The sequence below is a fragment of the Parapedobacter indicus genome (genome assembly GCF_900113765.1).
Classification (GTDB): domain Bacteria; phylum Bacteroidota; class Bacteroidia; order Sphingobacteriales; family Sphingobacteriaceae; genus Parapedobacter; species Parapedobacter indicus.
This window is the reverse complement of sequence record NZ_FOQO01000011.1, coordinates 154,599-171,518: the sequence shown is the minus strand read 5'-3', so window position 1 is coordinate 171,518 and position 16,920 is coordinate 154,599. Positions and strand designations below refer to the sequence as shown.

Annotated in this window: 13 protein-coding genes, 1 other RNA gene and 1 riboswitch; of the genes, 7 read left to right on the top strand and 7 right to left on the bottom strand. The window is 47.4% G+C overall.

Going from position 1 to position 16,920, the window contains the following annotated elements:
• Positions 1-16 precede the first annotated feature (16 nt).
• A complete protein-coding gene (locus tag BMZ56_RS20860; RefSeq protein ID WP_090630313.1) occupies positions 17-2,203 on the top strand; it encodes a glutamine synthetase III family protein in 2,187 nt (728 codons plus the stop codon).
• Between the two features lie 34 nt (positions 2,204-2,237).
• On the opposite strand, the gene BMZ56_RS20855 is transcribed toward BMZ56_RS20860, so the two are convergent.
• A complete protein-coding gene (locus tag BMZ56_RS20855; RefSeq protein ID WP_090630309.1) occupies positions 2,238-2,651 on the bottom strand; it encodes a DUF2721 domain-containing protein in 414 nt (137 codons plus the stop codon).
• Positions 2,652-2,756: 105 nt separating this feature from the next.
• A riboswitch (SAM riboswitch) is annotated at positions 2,757-2,871 on the top strand.
• Positions 2,872-3,092: 221 nt separating this feature from the next.
• Here BMZ56_RS20855 and BMZ56_RS20850 point away from each other — a divergent pair.
• From BMZ56_RS20850 to BMZ56_RS20835, 4 genes are all read left to right on the top strand, one after another.
• The gene (locus BMZ56_RS20850) at positions 3,093-4,394 is read left to right on the top strand and encodes an O-acetylhomoserine aminocarboxypropyltransferase/cysteine synthase family protein (RefSeq protein ID WP_177195239.1); all 1,302 of its coding nucleotides are present in this window, start codon (positions 3,093-3,095) and stop codon (positions 4,392-4,394) included.
• 11 nt (positions 4,395-4,405) lie between these two features.
• Positions 4,406-5,464, top strand: coding sequence for a homoserine O-acetyltransferase family protein (locus tag BMZ56_RS20845; RefSeq protein WP_090630304.1), 1,059 nt, complete (start codon positions 4,406-4,408; stop codon positions 5,462-5,464).
• Between the two features lie 22 nt (positions 5,465-5,486).
• Positions 5,487-6,668, top strand: coding sequence for a homoserine dehydrogenase (locus tag BMZ56_RS20840; RefSeq protein ID WP_090630298.1), 1,182 nt, complete (start codon positions 5,487-5,489; stop codon positions 6,666-6,668).
• Positions 6,669-6,762: 94 nt separating this feature from the next.
• Positions 6,763-6,945, top strand: a complete 183-nt coding sequence (locus tag BMZ56_RS20835) for a hypothetical protein (protein ID WP_143072982.1) — start codon at positions 6,763-6,765, stop codon at positions 6,943-6,945.
• An 18-nt stretch (positions 6,946-6,963) separates the two neighbouring features.
• Here the strand turns inward: BMZ56_RS20835 and BMZ56_RS20830 are convergent, their stop codons facing one another.
• From BMZ56_RS20830 to argS, 6 genes are all read right to left on the bottom strand, one after another.
• A complete protein-coding gene (locus BMZ56_RS20830; RefSeq protein ID WP_090630294.1) occupies positions 6,964-8,379 on the bottom strand; it encodes a sigma-54-dependent transcriptional regulator in 1,416 nt (471 codons plus the stop codon).
• Between the two features lie 13 nt (positions 8,380-8,392).
• An RNA gene (gene rnpB, locus BMZ56_RS20825) (RNase P RNA component class A) lies at positions 8,393-8,779 on the bottom strand.
• Between the two features lie 32 nt (positions 8,780-8,811).
• Complete coding sequence (locus tag BMZ56_RS20820) at positions 8,812-10,077, bottom strand: sugar MFS transporter (protein WP_090630291.1); 1,266 nt, start codon at positions 10,075-10,077, stop codon at positions 8,812-8,814.
• 67 nt (positions 10,078-10,144) lie between these two features.
• Positions 10,145-11,353, bottom strand: a complete 1,209-nt coding sequence (locus BMZ56_RS20815) for a BaiN/RdsA family NAD(P)/FAD-dependent oxidoreductase (protein ID WP_256213850.1) — start codon at positions 11,351-11,353, stop codon at positions 10,145-10,147.
• A gap of 1 nt (position 11,354) precedes the next feature.
• Positions 11,355-12,422, bottom strand: a complete 1,068-nt coding sequence (locus tag BMZ56_RS20810; protein WP_090630288.1) for an oxidoreductase — start codon at positions 12,420-12,422, stop codon at positions 11,355-11,357.
• Between the two features lie 68 nt (positions 12,423-12,490).
• Positions 12,491-14,275 carry an arginine--tRNA ligase gene (argS, locus tag BMZ56_RS20805; protein ID WP_090630286.1) on the bottom strand — a complete coding sequence of 595 codons (1,785 nt, stop codon included), beginning with the start codon at positions 14,273-14,275 and terminating at the stop codon, positions 12,491-12,493.
• A 194-nt stretch (positions 14,276-14,469) separates the two neighbouring features.
• Here argS and BMZ56_RS20800 point away from each other — a divergent pair, with 194 nt between their 5' ends.
• The gene (locus BMZ56_RS20800; RefSeq protein ID WP_090630283.1) at positions 14,470-15,861 is read left to right on the top strand and encodes an arginine decarboxylase; all 1,392 of its coding nucleotides are present in this window, start codon (positions 14,470-14,472) and stop codon (positions 15,859-15,861) included.
• 11 nt (positions 15,862-15,872) lie between these two features.
• A complete protein-coding gene (locus tag BMZ56_RS20795; RefSeq protein WP_090630280.1) occupies positions 15,873-16,895 on the top strand; it encodes an NAD-dependent epimerase/dehydratase family protein in 1,023 nt (340 codons plus the stop codon).
• Positions 16,896-16,920 lie beyond the last annotated feature (25 nt).

Genomic DNA, 16,920 nt, shown 5'->3' with positions numbered 1-16,920 from the left:
AATAAATGAAAATTAAATGTCAGAATTAAGATTTAAAGCAGTAGAGACTGCCATATCCAGATTAAACAACGACAAAACATCTGAAACCATCAAACCATCATCTTATTACTGCAAAAATGTATTCACAACCGCCAAGATGAAGGAATTTCTTCCAAAAAACGCTTACGCGGAATTGATGGAAACGATTGATGAAGGAAAGACAATCAGTCTGGATCTTGCCGAACACATCTCACAAGCGATGAAAAGCTGGGCGATCAGCAATGGCGTAACACATTACACCCACTGGTTTCAGCCACTAACAGGCGCGACGGCTGAAAAGCACGATGCATTTTTTGAACCCTTGCCTGACGGATCTGCCATTGACAAATTCACCGCCAGTGCACTGGTACAACAGGAACCAGATGCATCCAGCTTTCCCAGTGGTGGTATCCGCAATACGTTTGAAGCCCGGGGCTATACCGGCTGGGATCCCTCTTCTCCCGCATTCATCTACGAAACCGGTGGCAGTAAGACGCTTTGTATCCCTACGATATTTGTTTCGTATACCGGCGAAGCACTCGACTACAAAGCACCGTTGCTAAAAGCAGTGAATGTGTTGGATAAAGCTGCGGTAGATGTCGCCAATTTCTTCGATAAATCGGTCACGAAAGTCTTCGCATCGCTTGGTATCGAGCAGGAATATTTCCTGGTGGATTTAGCATTGTTTAATGCAAGGCCTGATTTACAACTGACCGGTCGGACCTTGTTCGGACACATGTCAGCCAAAGGGCAACAATTGGAGGACCATTATTTCGGTGCAATTCCTGAGCGCGTGTTGGCTTTCATGGTAGATTTGGAACAAGAAGCACTTAAATTGGGTATTCCATTGAAAACCCGTCATAACGAGGTTGCTCCCTCGCAGTTCGAATGTGCGCCCATGTTCGAGGAAATCAACCTTGCCATCGACCACAATCAATTGCTTCTTAATTTGATGGAGCAGGTGGCACTCCGTCATAAATTTAAGGTACTCATTCACGAGAAACCTTATGCCGACATAAACGGTTCTGGCAAGCATAACAACTGGTCGATGATTACCAATACAGGCGTCAACCTGCTTTCCCCGGGGAAAACTCCGAAGACCAACCTGATGTTCTTGACCTTTTTTGTTAACGTCATCAAAGCGGTGCACGATCACGCAGATCTGCTGCGCGCCTCCATTGCCAGCGCCGCAAATGACCACCGTCTGGGTGCTAATGAAGCGCCGCCCGCCATCATTTCCATCTTCCTCGGAAGCCAGCTCAATGCCGTGCTTGACGAAGTGGAAACGGCAAGAGTAGCCAAAAAAGTGAAAAACGAAGCAATGCTCTGGCACGGGATCCCGAAAATACCTGAATTGCAGTTAGACAATACCGACCGCAACCGGACATCGCCGTTTGCATTCACTGGAAACAAATTTGAATTCCGGGCCGTTGGTTCCTCTGCCAACAGCGCGAGTCCGATGACGGTGCTCAATGCGATCGTTGCCAGCCAATTGATCGAGTTTAAGTCGGAAGTGGACAAACAAATCAAAAAGGGCACGAAAAAAGACCTGGCGCTGCTCAACGTTGTACGCAAATACATCAAAGAGTCCAAAGCCATCCGTTTTGAAGGCAATGGATACAGCAAAGAATGGGAAGAAGAAGCGCACAAACGCGGCCTTTCTAACATCAAGACCACACCCAGAGCATTGGATGTATACGTCAGTGAAAAATCACTGGAGTTGTTTGAAAGTTTGTCCGTGTTGAGCAAACGTGAAAGCGAAGCGCGGCACGAGATCCTGCTGGAAAGCTATTACAAGAAAATTCAGATTGAAGCCCGCGTCATTGGGGAGATCGTAAATAGTATCCTGGCTCCTGCAGCTTTCCATTACCAAAACGATTTGATTACCAATGTAAAAGGATTGAAAGATCTCGGCTTTAAATCCGAGGCCTACGGCTCACAATCCAACCTGATTGAGCGTATTTCCAACCACATCAACACCATCCTTATCGATGCTGAAGCGATGCGTCAGGAACGCAAAAAAGCCAATATACTGGAAGATGTCCGTGAAAAAGCAATTGCTTACGATGAAAATGTGAAACCTTACTTTGATAAGATTCGTTATCACATCAATAAGTTGGAGCAGATTGTGGACGATGGCCAATGGCCGTTGCCAAAATTGCGGGAGCTGCTATTCGTACGATAACTAACACCCTTCTAAACTTAAATTCAGCGGCCTCCTACTGGGGGCCGCTTTTTTTCCTGCCCTCCATATCTCCAAGTTCCAATTCCAGTGCTCTATTGCTTACCTGAATTTCAACCAATGAAATAATCAACGATACGGCAAAGAACAGCAGACTCAGGGCAAATGTCAGCTCCGTAAAAAACTTGAATTCCATGTAAATACAATACATGCAAACAATACAGGTAATAAAGCTTACTACACCCAAGGCTTGCATTTGCCTGATAAGTTTAAGCCGATAGCGCAGATTCTTGATCTGTCCATGCAGGACCCCGCTTTTATTATGTTCAAGGTATTTCGCGTGCAGGCTACGGACCAGCGCCGCCAGCGCCAGAAACCGGTTGGTATATGCCAACATAATCAAGCTGATCGCAGGGAATAACAACGCCGCAGTATTAAAAGTAATGCTCATCTTCGCAAAAAAATCAAAAAAACTTTGCACAACCAAATCGCACCCGCTATATTTGCATCCGTTATGTGTTTAGGCACATACAAATCAATTCCTCTTTAAGGTCTTGGTTTATAAAGAAGTGGCGAGAGACTGGCTCAGTGACCCACTGGCAACCATTCGCAAACGGTGGAAAAGGTGCCAATTCCTGTCCCAAACGATATCGATTGGGAGCATATAAATAATAAGACGATGAATACGGATTTTTCAAGTAACTTTCATTATTTAGCATCCATAAGGGCGGGAGTCCGCCGAATGTGCCCGGGCGTACAGGGTATGTGCGGATGTTGCTAGGCCCTTTGCCAGCTATTCACGAGTAGCCGCCGTTTAAGGCGGTTATAGCTAAATAGCATCCAATCGGATTATCCATTTTAAAACAAATTTAAAATTCTAAAACAATAAATCATGGCTAACGAAAATCTAAAATTTGAAACGCTGCAAGTACATGCGGGACAAGAAGCAGATCCTACCACCGGCTCACGTGCGGTGCCCATTTACCAAACCACTTCCTTTGTATTCAACAGTGCGGAACACGGTGCGAATCTATTTGCCCTGAAGGAATTTGGAAACATCTATACACGCATCATGAACCCCACGACCGACGTTTTTGAAAAACGCGTAGCAGCGCTTGAAGGCGGTGTCGCCGGTCTTGCGGTCGCATCGGGTCAATCGGCCCAATTCATTGCGTTGACCAACATTTTGGAAAGTGGAGAGAATTTCGTTACCAGTGCAAACCTGTATGGTGGCACCTACAACCAATTCAAAGTTTCATTCAAGCGCTTGGGCATAGAAGCCCGGTTCACGAAAAATGATGATCCGGAAAGCTTTGAGGCATTGATCGATGAAAAAACCAAAGCAATCTATGTGGAGACCATCGGCAACCCCAGTTATTCCATTCCCGATTTCGATCGCATCGCAGCCGTTGCGAAGAAATACGACCTTCCCTTGATCGTCGACAATACGTTCGGTGCTGCCGGCTATCTTTTTAAGCCCATCGAACACGGTGCCAATGTGGTCGTACAGGCCGCCACAAAATGGATTGGCGGACACGGTAACAGCATCGCCGGCGTCATCGTTGATGGGGGAAACTACAATTGGGGTAACGGCAAATTCAAGCAATTCAGCGAGCCATCCGACGGATATCACGGATTGGTTTTCAGCGACGTATTTGGCGTAGATAGCCCCTTGGGAAACATTCAGTTCATCATCCGGGCCCGTGTGGAAGGGCTACGGGACTTCGGGCCGGCCTTGTCTCCTTTTAATGCATTTCTCTTACTACAAGGGCTAGAAACCTTATCGCTGCGGGTGCAACGGCATGTGGACAACGCGTTGGAAATCGCCAAATGGCTCGAAGGCCATCCACAGGTCGAACGGGTCAGCTATCCAGGATTGAAAAGTCACCCGAACCACTTACGTGCCCAAACTTACCTTAAAAACGGATTTGGCAGCGTATTGTCGTTCAAAATAAAAGGCGACGCTGAGAAAGCTAATGTATTTATCGACAACCTGGAGTTGATTAGCCATCTTGCGAATGTAGGCGATACCAAAACATTGATTATCCATCCTTCGGCAACCACCCACCAGCAGCTCAGTGAAGCGGAACAGGCAAGTGCAGGTGTTTTCCCGGGAGAGTTGCGACTGGCTGTGGGCATCGAACATGTCGACGACATCAAAGCGGACCTGCAACAAGCATTCGACAAAATCTAGTTATGCCTCGTATGAGCATACAAACATTTACGTGTTCAGATACATTCACACTTGAAAGTGGTAAGCGAATCGAAAACCTTCGAATCGCTTACCACACATATGGTAGCCTGAATGAACGGAAAGATAACGTGGTATGGGTTTGTCATGCACTTACGGGTAATTCGGACGTTTTCGAGTGGTGGCCGGGATTGTTCGGCTCAACTGATTTCTTCAATCCGAAAGATTATTTTATAATTTGTGCAAACAGTATCGGATCTCCTTACGGGACTACCTACCCTTTGAGCATCAATCCGGCAACCGGACAACCCTATTACTTAGCTTTCCCTTCGTTTTCTATCCGGGATGTAGCGGCCGCGCACCGATTGCTTGCAGCTCATTTAGGCATCGAAAAAATCGCGTTGGCCATTGGTGGCTCGTTGGGTGGCCAGCAAGTGTTGGAATGGGCTATTATGGATTCCAGCCGGATTGACCGCCTGGTACTTGTTGCGACAAATGCCATCCATTCTCCCTGGGGTATCGCATTCAATGAAAGTCAGCGACTTGCCATCAGTGCCGATCGGACCTTTTATGCGAACAAACCTAATGGGGGGGCGAAAGGGCTGAAAGCGGCCCGCAGTATGGCATTGCTGTCTTATCGCGGATATGACACCTATGGGGCCACTCAACTGGAAACTTCGAATGAAAAAACAGATGGCTTCCGGGCCTCTTCGTATCAGAATTATCAGGGAGAGAAACTGGTCAAGCGTTTCAACGCTTATAGCTATTGGTTCCTGAGCAAAGCGATGGATGGGCACAATATCGGACGCGGACGCGCGGATATACGTGACGTTTTGCGCCAGATCAAGGCAAAAACATTGGTCATTGGAATCAACAGCGACCTCTTATTCCCCATAACGGAGCAAAAATTCCTAACCAACCACATTCCAGACGCGGTATATGCCGAAATCAACTCATTTTATGGACATGACGGCTTTCTTATAGAGACCGAGCGGATTACGGAAGAGATCTCAAGGTTCCTCAGTCACAACAAGGCGACCCAAAATCAACTAGCTTATCAACAAGTGAGCTAACTATATTGACATAACAGCAAACATGGACAACAAACTTACCTTAGGACTTTTCGGTTTCGGCGTAGTGGGACAAGGGCTACACGACATCATCAAGACCAAAAATCTCAACCTTGCCATCAAACGGTTCGTCATCAAACATCCCGAAAAAAAAAGAACATTGCCCGCATCGTTATTCACCACGGATGCGAGGTCTGTGTTGGACGACCCCGAAATCAATACCGTGGTCGAATTAATAGATGACGCCGCGGCAGCCTTTGACATCGTTTCCGCAGCACTCCGATCGGGCAAGAATGTGGTTTCGGCAAATAAAAAGATGATCGCCACCCACCTGGAAGAATTGGTGGATATTCAGCATAAACATGGCACCAGCCTACTTTACGAAGGTGCTGTGTGCGGCAGTATCCCCATTATCCGAAACCTGGAAGAATACTATGACAACGAGCTATTGCATTCGGTAACTGGTATCTTCAACGGTTCATCCAACTACATTCTTTCGAAAATATTCAATGAAAACTTAGCGTATTCAACCGCATTGAAACAAGCACAAGACCTTGGGTTTGCGGAAACCGATCCTACGTTAGACGTCGGCGGATTTGACGCTAAATTTAAATTGACCATCGTTGCCTCCCATGCTTATGGCTTGTATTTATCCCCCGATGCCATCTTAAACATCGGAATCGATAAGTTGGGCGCTTCGGATATTCAATTTGCGCGGGAGAAAAATTTCAGAATAAAACTAATTCCTACCGCACGGGAAATTAACGACAAAGCAGTCATTCTCTACGTACTGCCAAAACTGGTCTCTCCCGACAACATCCTTTACGCCGTGGAAAACGAGTATAACGGTGTACTGGTTAAAGCTGCATTTGCTGATGAACAATTTTTCTATGGCAAGGGTGCTGGAGGGCATCCCACCGGATCTGCGGTGTTGTCTGACATTGCTGCGCTCCGGTACGGATACAAATACGAATATAAAAAACATCTTGGGGCGGGTGAACTGACATATAGCACCGATTGGGACATTCAGGTCTACCTTCGTTATGAAGATGAACAGCTGATCGAAACACTCGGATTTTCGTCCATCAGCGAACGTTTTTACGCCAACAATTTCAAATATGTAATTGGCAAGGTAAATTTGGGAAATATCCTTAAAAACCGGGATGCGGTCAACCGTGATGGCGTATTTATCGCTGAAATTGCCTAGCGGGCATACGTTTTGTCAAAAAGCGAAATAAAAAAAACATAACGGTTATTTGTGCATTTATATTTGTATATTGTACGGAAATTATGATGCCATCATGCACAGTACCGTTGCCTTATTATTTGCGTTTTTTAACCTCATCGCCGTTATTCAGCACAGCGAACCCGAAACGGCTGCAAGCCCCTGGCAGACGTATGGCTACATCGTTCTTGGGGGAATTGTACTGGTTATCGTTGTGATTGTACTTGTTCGGAAACAATACAGAAAATTTAACGAATGAAATCATAGCCCATGTGGGCTATGATTCTCTTTTCAAACCGTATTTTTCGATCTTGCTATACAAATGGCTGCGTTGGATATCAATTTCATCCGCTGTTTTGGATACATTCCATCCATTTTTTTCCAATTTGTATTTGATGTATTCTTTTTCTGTATGATCCTTGAAGTCCTGAAATGAGGAGAAATCATCGTATTGGGTCATCAGGTTGATTACTGCGGGGTGAGAAATAGCCGCTTCATCCACTTTTGCAACTTCTTCGTGGCTCACACTTGCTAAACTGGGGTTTGCAAACGTCCGTACATCTCTGTCGGTAATCGACTTATCACTCAGGATAATCAGACGTTCTACCATATTACGCAGTTCCCGGATATTGCCAGTCCAGGGCAGTTCTTTGAGGGCGTCCATTGCGTCCACGGTGATTTTCTTCACCGGCATGTTGTATTCGTTGCAAACCTCCTCGCAAAAATGCTCGGCCAAAGTAGGGATATCTCCTTTCCGCTCGGTCAACGGCGGAACATGAATAATGATAACACTCAATCGATGGTACAAGTCCATACGGAAATTACCCGCATCGATCTCTTTGAGCAAATCCTTGTTAGTCGCTGCAATCACCCGTACGTTGACGGTAATCTCCTTCTCCCCACCTACGCGGGTGATCTTATTTTCCTGCAATGCCCTCAGCACCTTTGCCTGGGCAGAAAGGCTCATGTCGCCGATCTCATCCAAAAACAGCGTTCCGTTATGCGCCTGTTCGAACTTCCCGATGCGTTGTTTTACGGCAGATGTAAATGACCCCTTTTCGTGTCCAAAAAGCTCGCTTTCAATTAATTCTGACGGGATGGCAGCACAGTTCACTTCGACCAATGGCGCTCCCGCCCGCGGCGATTTTTCATGCAGCCAACGCGCAACCAATTCTTTACCGCTACCGTTGGCCCCTGTTATCAGTACCCTGGCATCGGTTGGAGCAACCCGCTCGATCGTTTCTTTGATGCGTTGGATGGCACCTGAATCACCAAGTATATCACGCGTTTTGCTTACTTTCCGCTTCAGCACCTTCGTTTCGGTAACCAAAGTACCGCGTTCCAATGCATTACGTACCGTGATCAATAACCGATTCAGATCGGGTGGTTTGGAAATAAAATCGTAAGCACCCTTTTTGCTCGCTTCGACAGCAGTTTCGATGGTACCGTGCCCCGATATCATGATAAAAGGTAGATCGGGTTTGATGGCTATTGCTTCGGTAAGCACTTCCATCCCATCCATCTTGCTCATTTTAATATCGCAAAGTACCAGATCGATATCTTCTTTTTTGATAATCGCCAAACCATCGATACCATTGTCCGTATCGATTACCTTATAATCTTCGTATTCAAGAATTTCTCTGAGGGTACTACGGATAGCCCGTTCGTCGTCAATGATTAATATCTTGGTCATATTTGTATTTTACAAAAAAGCAAACCCTATAAGCCGGATTCTGTTCCCCGCAAGCGGGGCTTCTATCATTTATCTAGGCCTGCCATCACTAGCAGGCTCCATCGGCCTACCCGTTGCGGTGTTTGCCTACCGGCAAATTAGAAGCGAGCAGCTCCAGTAATCCGCAACCTATTTGGCCTTTCAACCCCCGGGGTTTACCGCGATGTATGTTGCCATACAAAGCCGTGGGCTCTTACCCCACGTTTTCACCCTTGCTCCAACGAATCGAAGCGGTTTGTTTTCTGTGGCACTTTCCGTACCCCAATCTGCATCGGGGCCCTTCCCGTTAGGAAGCGAGGTGCTCTGTGTTGTCCGGACTTTCCTCCCCGGCTGCTGCCGCGGCGATAGAACGGGCCTGCTTTTTGCTGCAAAGGTAAACAATAAGTCACGAATTCAGAAGCGTGGACCGGTTTTATACAGCTTTGCCCCAAACAGGAAAATCACCAAATAGCAGATGATCGGTAGGTAATACGCCGTAGCGACATCGTAATCAGCTACCTTACCCATAACAAACGGGAAGAGGGCCGCTCCTACTACGCCCATTACAATGAAGGAAGAGGCACGCTGCGTATGCGGTCCCAGATTCTTGAGACCAAGACTGAAAATCGTCGGAAACATAATGCTGAAAAAGAAATTAAGCATCAACAGCGCCACAAACGACGGCCATCCCCAGCTTTGCGCGATAAGCAAACACATCAGCACGTTACACAGTGCAAACACAGCCAACAACTTGTTTGGCGCAATGAATTTCATCAGGAATGTTCCCACAAACCGTCCGACTGTCATCATCACCATGCTCACGGCAAAATAGTATCCGGCCATCTCGTCGCTGAGCCCCATCTTTTCATGACCGTAATTAATGAAAAACGCCCAGGTACCGCCCTGGGCTGCGGTGTTAAAAAATTGCGCCACAAAGGCCCAAACAAAATGACGATGCTGGAAAAGACTTTTTTTGGGTGCTGTCGTTGCCGCCGGATCGGAACTGCTAGGAACGTGTTCCGTAGGCAATGCCGGAACACGCAACAGACTAAATGCCACCGCCACGAGGGTAATCGTGATCCCGATACCGATGTACAGCAACTTCACCGAAGTAAGACTTCCCGTTGTACCGATGTTTCCACTTAGAATAAAATAGCTCCCTAGCGTGGGGCCGATAATGGTTCCCAGCCCGTTGAACGATTGGGCAAAATTGATTCGCCTATCGCTTGACGCCTGTTCGCCCAATACAGCAATAAAGGGATGTGACACGGTTTCCAGTGTAGCCAAGCCGCAAGCTAAGACAAAGAGGGCTATCCGGAAGAAGCCGAACGATTCGGCCTCTGCCGCAGGTACAAACAGGAACGCTCCCACGGCATAAAGCGCTAGCCCCAACAATACACCGCTCTTGTAACCAAACCGCTTCATGAAAAGCCCCGCAGGAATTCCCATGACAGCGTAGGCCCCAAAGATGGAAAACTGCACCAAGCCAGACTGGGCTTTGCTGATCCCAAGCACTGCCTGAAAATGCTTATTTAGAACATCCCCCATGGTGATGGCCACGCCCCATAACAGAAACAACAACGTGACAAATCCAAATACCAATAAATAATTGCGCTCTGTGAGTTTGGCGGCGTGACGAGCCGGCACTTCCTTTGCTGCCGGCGGTAAGGTGTTCTCCATTCGTAAGGTTTTAAATCAGTGGCCCAAATATAATAAACCGTTTTAGCCTTCCAAAAAAAATATCACATCAAATTGCCTGAGCAATGACATAGCCACTGGCCCATGCCCATTGAAAATTATAGCCACCCAGCCACCCCGTCATATCTACACACTCTCCGCCGAAATATAATCCGGGTACTTTCTTCGCTTCCAGCGTTGTCTGCGCCAACTCCCGGGTGGCAATGCCCCCACGCATCACTTCCGCTTTGTCATACCCTTTATCTCCTGCAGGCTTCACGACAAAGTGATGAATTGTGTCTGCAATCCGTTTGGCGTCTGCCTTGCCCAACGAGGCTATTTTAGTTTGAATGGGAAGAAAACGGCCAAGTGCTTCTACCAGTCTCCGCGAATAAAAATCGCCCAAAAGCTGTCCCACCAGTCGCCTTCCGCCAGCTGCCCGTTCGGTCTGTATCAACTGTTCCAAGGAATGTGTCGGCAGCAGGTTCAGGACAATGCTTTCTCCCGGCCTCCAGTAAGAAGAAATTTGCAGAATTGCCGGACCGCTCACTCCCCAATGTGTAAACAGGATATTCTCTTCGAAGTGAATACGCTCATTGGATACGCGGCAAAACACGCTATTGCCCGACAATGCGGCAAACCATTCCGCATCTTTGCCCGTGATCGTCAGCGGAACCAGCGCCGGAGCCGTCGGCACAATTTCTAATCCGAACCGGCGCGCTATCCGTATGGCAAAGTCGCTGGCACCCAGCTTTGCTACCGGCAACCCACCGCTTGCAAAAACCACTTTTGGGGTGATCATGCGATGCCTCACTCCACTGCTTTCATAGGTTACTTCAAATAGGCCATCCATCCGTTTATCGACGGACAATGCGTTGCTTCCGGTTTGCAACCGCTGCCCGTACCGTTGCATCAGCCGCGTCAATACAGACACGACATCTTTCGCGTTGTTACTTATTGGGAATAGCTGGCCAAGCGTCTTCTCTTTACCAACGATTCCCTGGTGTTCAAAAAAACCAACCGTATCTTTTACCGTCCAGCTCGACAGGGCATGGCTAGCAAACGAAGGATCAACGGATACAAAATTGTCAATGCCCGTATTCAAATTGGTGTAATTACAACGACCACCGCCGGAAATGCGAATCTTCGCCCCCGGATGGTCGTTTCGTTCCAAAACCAATGTTTGTTTTCCCCGCAGCCCCGCCTGTATGGCGCACATGAGACCGCAGGCACCGCCGCCGACGATCACGGCATCGTAAGGATTGTCTTCCGTCGCCAACCTAAAATCGTAAATCTACCGTTCGTCGCTCCGCCCAGCTTTTTTCACCCATCTCAATTACGTAAATGACATTCCGAGCCTGTTCGGCTGTAACAGCCAGCTCTTCTCTAGCAGCAATCGCATCCCGTATATTCCGGTAAAAACCGGGATAATCCCCCCGTTCACTTTCTATCTGTTCCAGGCGATCTTCGCCATTTTCCAGGACATTGAGCTTGCCCCATATTTCCTGCGGTTCTTTTCCCCAATCGGGATCACCCTTGGGCCATGCACCACCCCGCAATGCAGCTTCCTGTGGATCCATGCCTGGTTTCACAAACGCGCCGTCCATTCCATACAGTGCGTACCGGGGGGTAGGCTCCTTAACGAGCATGGCTCCCTTTAACGACACCTTAACTTTGGGGTAATGGAGAATCACATCAAAATCATCCACTGCACCGGCACCGGGTCGTTGGATGCGTAAATCCGCATTTATTGCCAGCGGCAGACCGAAAAGTTGCAGACTCTGATCTACCAGGTGTGCCCCGAGGTCGTACCAGATACCCGATCCTGGCAGGTTGGCTTCGCGCCATGCATTCGGACGGAGTGCATTGCGAAAACGGTCGAAACGAGCTTCAAAAGAGACCAATCGTCCCAGCCTTCCACTCGCAATCACCTTCCGTAACGTAAGGTAGTCACTGTTCCACCGTTGGTTGTGATGCACGCTTAATAAGCGGTTCTGTTGCTTTGCCAACGCGATAAGTTCGTCGGCCTCCGCTGTTGTGTTAGTGAAAGGTTTTTCCACCACAACATGCTTTCCTGCCAAGAGGGCCGCTTTCGTAAAGGGATAATGCATGTCGTTGGAAGTCGCCACCACCACCAGGTCGATGTCGTCGGCATGGATGATGGCATCTGCGTTGTCGACGATCAGGGTATCCGGATACCGGCGGTGAAGAATTTCCAGGTGTTCAGGACGCCGGGCACTTACCTTATGCAGGCGCAGCCCGTCCACTGAAGTAATAATCGGCGCATGGAACACTTGTCCACCTATGCCGAAGCCAATAAGGCCAACGTTTATACTAGATTTGCTCATTTGCTGCTATATTTCCGGATCTCCCGAATTTCCGGTCTTTCCAACTTCTGCATCTTTCCGAGTTCTCCTTACATTCGTTCCGGCACTTCAATACCCAACAGATTCATTCCGTCTGATATGATCCGGGCAGTAGCCTTTGAAAGGTGTAATCTAAAATTCTTGATGGATTCCACGGCTGCTTTGAGGATGGATTCTTCATGATAAAATTTATTATACTGTTTGGCCAATTCAAAACAATAATTGGCCAATTGTGCCGGACTGAATTCTTTTGCGGACGCTTCGATAACAGCCGGAAAGTCGCCCAAGAGCCGAATCAAGTCACGTTCGCTATCCGTTAACTCATCCCGAACAGGCAACGGGGTACTTTCCGAAAAACTTCCTTTCGTCAAGACAGACTGAATACGAGCATGTGTATATTGGATAAACGGCCCTGTATGTCCCTGAAAATCGATAGACTCATTGGGATCAAACAGTAAGCGTTTTTTGGGTTCCACTTTCAGCAGGAAATACTTCAGGGCTCCCATGCCAATGATGTGATAAAGGTGTGCTTTTTCCGGATCTGACAGCCCCTCGGTCTTGCCTAGCTCTTCCGTCCGCTTCTTAGCTGTTTCTGTCATTTCATCCATCAGGTCATCGGCATCTACCACGGTGCCCTCCCGCGATTTCATCTTGCCTGAAGGCAAATCGACCATGCCATACGACAAGTGGAAAAGTCCTTCGGCCCATGACCTGCCCAATTTCTTTAAAATCAGAAAGAGTACATTAAAATGGTAGTCTTGCTCGTTGCCGACCACATAAATAGACTCATCCATCCCAAACTCGTCAAATTTCAGCTGAGCTGTACCCAGATCCTGGGTAATGTATACCGAAGTACCATCTCCACGCAACACCAACTTTTCATCCAGACCATCTTCCTTCAGATCAATCCAAACCGAGTTGTCTTCTTTTCTGAAAAACACCCCCTTATCCAGTCCTTCCTGAATGATATCTTTGCCGAGCAGATAGGTGTCTGACTCGTAATAATACTTATCGAAATTTACACCAAGCTGGCCATAGGTTTGTTCAAAACCGGCGTATACCCAACCATTCATCAATTTCCATAACTTAATAACCTGTTCGTCGCCTGCTTCCCACTGTTGGAGCATCTGCTGCGCTTCGCGGATAACCGGCGCCTGCTTCTTGGCTTCCTCTTCGGTCATTCCTTGCGCTCGTAACGCATCGATCTCCTGTTTATAGGCCTTGTCGAACAACACATAGTATTTTCCCACCAGGTGATCCCCTTTGAGGCCGCTGCTTTCGGGAGTTTCTCCGCTTCCCCATCGTTGCCAGGCGAGCATTGACTTGCAGATATGGATACCGCGGTCATTCACCAAATTAGCTTTTACGACCTCGTAACCATACCTCTTCAGAATCTCGGCTACCGAGTAGCCCAATAAATTATTACGGATATGGCCGAGGTGGAGCGGTTTGTTGGTATTTGGCGACGAATATTCCACCATGACCTTCCTGCCGTTGGGAGAAAAGGTGCCAAAACTTTTCTTCGTGATAGCTGTTGTAAATAAATCCGCCCAATACGCATCGGAAAGGCTAATATTGAGGAACCCCTTGATTACGTTGAACGACGCAATGGCGGGAATATGGGGCAACAGGTAGTTGCCGATTTCCTGGCCGGTCAGCTCGGGTGTTTTTTTGGAAAACCGGGTAAATGGAAAGGTGACGATCGTCAATTGTCCTTCAAATTCCTTCCGTGTTTCCTGTAACGTGATTTGATGATCGGGTACGTCTGAATGATATAATTCCCTGACTGCCTGTTTAGTATATTTTATAAGTTGTTGCTGTATGGCGTTGATCATGTAAGTATTTAAGCATTAATTCCTTAGCACCGGTATCGAAATCATAAAATTACATTTAGATAACTGTTTCATTTCGCACCGAAAACATATCTTTGCCAAACTTAGACAAACACGCCTTTATATGCAAATGGATGTTTGGTCTATTTCGCTTCTGCCGTTGAAAAGCAGGGGATTATTTAGAACAAAAAAAGAAAATGCAAAGCTACCAGGAATTTCTTGACCTAAGCGTGGGGTTTCCCCAAGATGGATTTGATATTATCGACGACGAGCTGTATTTCCACGATCTCAACCTCATGGAAATGATTGAGACTTACGGAACCCCGCTGCGGTTCACTTACCTTCCTATCATCAGTAAAAAGATCCAGCAGGCAAAGATATTGTTCCAAACCGCCATCTTAAAGCATAATTACCGGGGCACTTATAAATATTGTTACTGTACGAAAAGCTCCCACTTCCGCCATGTAGTAGAAGAAGCCTTGAAAAATGACATCCACTTGGAGACGTCATCGGCTTTTGATATGCCAATGATTGACGCCTTGGAAAAAAAAGGCATTGTCAACAAAGACATCACCGTGATCTGCAACGGGTTCAAAACCTACCAATACAAACAATACATCGTGGATATGCTTCATGATGGGTACAAGAACATCATACCCGTGCTGGATAACAAGGAAGAATTCAACATCTACGACGACGAAGTTGAGTTGGATGAACCCTGTAATTTGGGCATCCGGATTGCAGCGGAAGAACAGCCAGATTCACAGTTTTATACCTCCCGGCTGGGCATCCGACTGGAGGATATCCTGGATTTCTACAACAATAAAGTTGTGCCTAACCCCAACTTCCGGGTTAAGCTGCTCCACTTCTTTATCAATTCGGGCATTTCGGATACTCCTTATTACTGGAACGAACTGGAAAAATACGTCACGCTGTACTGCAAGTTCAAGAAAATAAACCCCGACCTCGATACCCTAGATATCGGCGGAGGCATGCCTTTCAAGGACTCGCTGGTGCACGATTTCGACTACGAATACATGGTCAATGAAATCGTCAACCGGATTAAGCAGATCTGTGCCCAGCACGAGGTGATGGAGCCGGATATTATTACCGAATTCGGTAAATACACCGTAGCGGAAGCTTCGGGCATTCTGTATAAAGTACTTGGACGCAAGCAGCAGAACGACCGGGAAAAGTGGCTGATGCTAGATGGCTCATTCATCACCAATCTACCGGATGTATGGGCGCTCAATCAGAAATACATCCTCTTACCCATCAATAACTGGGATTCGGAATATGAACGGGTAAACCTCGGAGGCATTACGTGCGATGGGCAAGACTATTACAACCAGGAAGCCCACATGAACAACGTATTCATGCCTAAGACCCGCAAAATACAGTACCTTGGTTTTTTCCATACCGGTGCGTATCAGGAGGTGCTAAGCGGATATGGAGGCATCCACCACTGCCTGCTCCCCTCGCCCAAGCATGTGCTCATCCGGAGAAACCGCGATGAAACCTTCAACTTTGAAGTATTCGGTGAAGAACAGAACAGCAAGCAGGTGCTCAGGCTATTGGGATATCAATAATAAAAATCCGGATGAAGATATTGGTAACGGGAGCAGCAGGCTTTATCGGCTTTCATGCCGTGCAGATGCTCCTGGCGGAAGGACACACGGTTGTCGGCCTTGACAGCCTTAACAACTACTACGATGTCGACCTGAAATATGCGCGGTTGGCGGTTTGTGGCATCGAAAGACAGCAAACACAGGAAAGCAAACCGGTACCCAGCAAAACCCATCCAAACTATTCTTTTCAGCAATTGGATATCACCCATGCCGACAAGCTAGATTCACTTTTCCGCAGCGAAGCGTTCGAACTGGTGGTGCATTTAGCCGCTCAGGTCGGAGTACGGTATTCCTTGGAAAACCCACCCGCCTATATACAATCCAATCTTGTAGGGTTTGCCAACGTGCTGGAATGTTGCCGGCACTATCGCATTAACCACCTGGTCTATGCGTCCAGCTCTTCCATCTACGGAACGAACGATAAGATTCCTTTTTCGGAAGACGACCGTGTAGATCATCCAGTGAGCCTCTACGCGGCTACCAAGCGCAGCAACGAACTGATGGCCCACACGTACAGTCACCTTTATGGACTGAAAACAACCGGGTTGCGTTTTTTTACAGTTTATGGCCCCTGGGGCAGGCCCGATATGGCGATGTTCCTGTTTACAGATGCTATCCTAAAAGGCAAACCCATCCAGGTTTTTAATCACGGTAACTTATACCGTGACTTTACCTACGTAGACGATGTAGTCGACAGCATCAAGCACATCGTCGCCTTCGAACCAGAGGGACGTCCATCCAAATATAACCTCTATAATGTGGGCAACAGCAAGCCGGTCAGGCTGTTGGATTTCATCGAATCCATCGAAAAGCACACCGGCAAGAAAGCTATTAAGGAATACCTGCCCATGCAGGCTGGCGATGTGGAAAAGACCTGGGCCAATGTCGACAAATTGAAAACAGACTTCGATTACCGGGTTCAAACCTCTGTGGATACAGGGGTAAAAAACTTTATTGATTGGTACCTGAGTTACTATGATCCGGTAAGACTTTGATCTCCTATACTTGTATTCCTAGCAC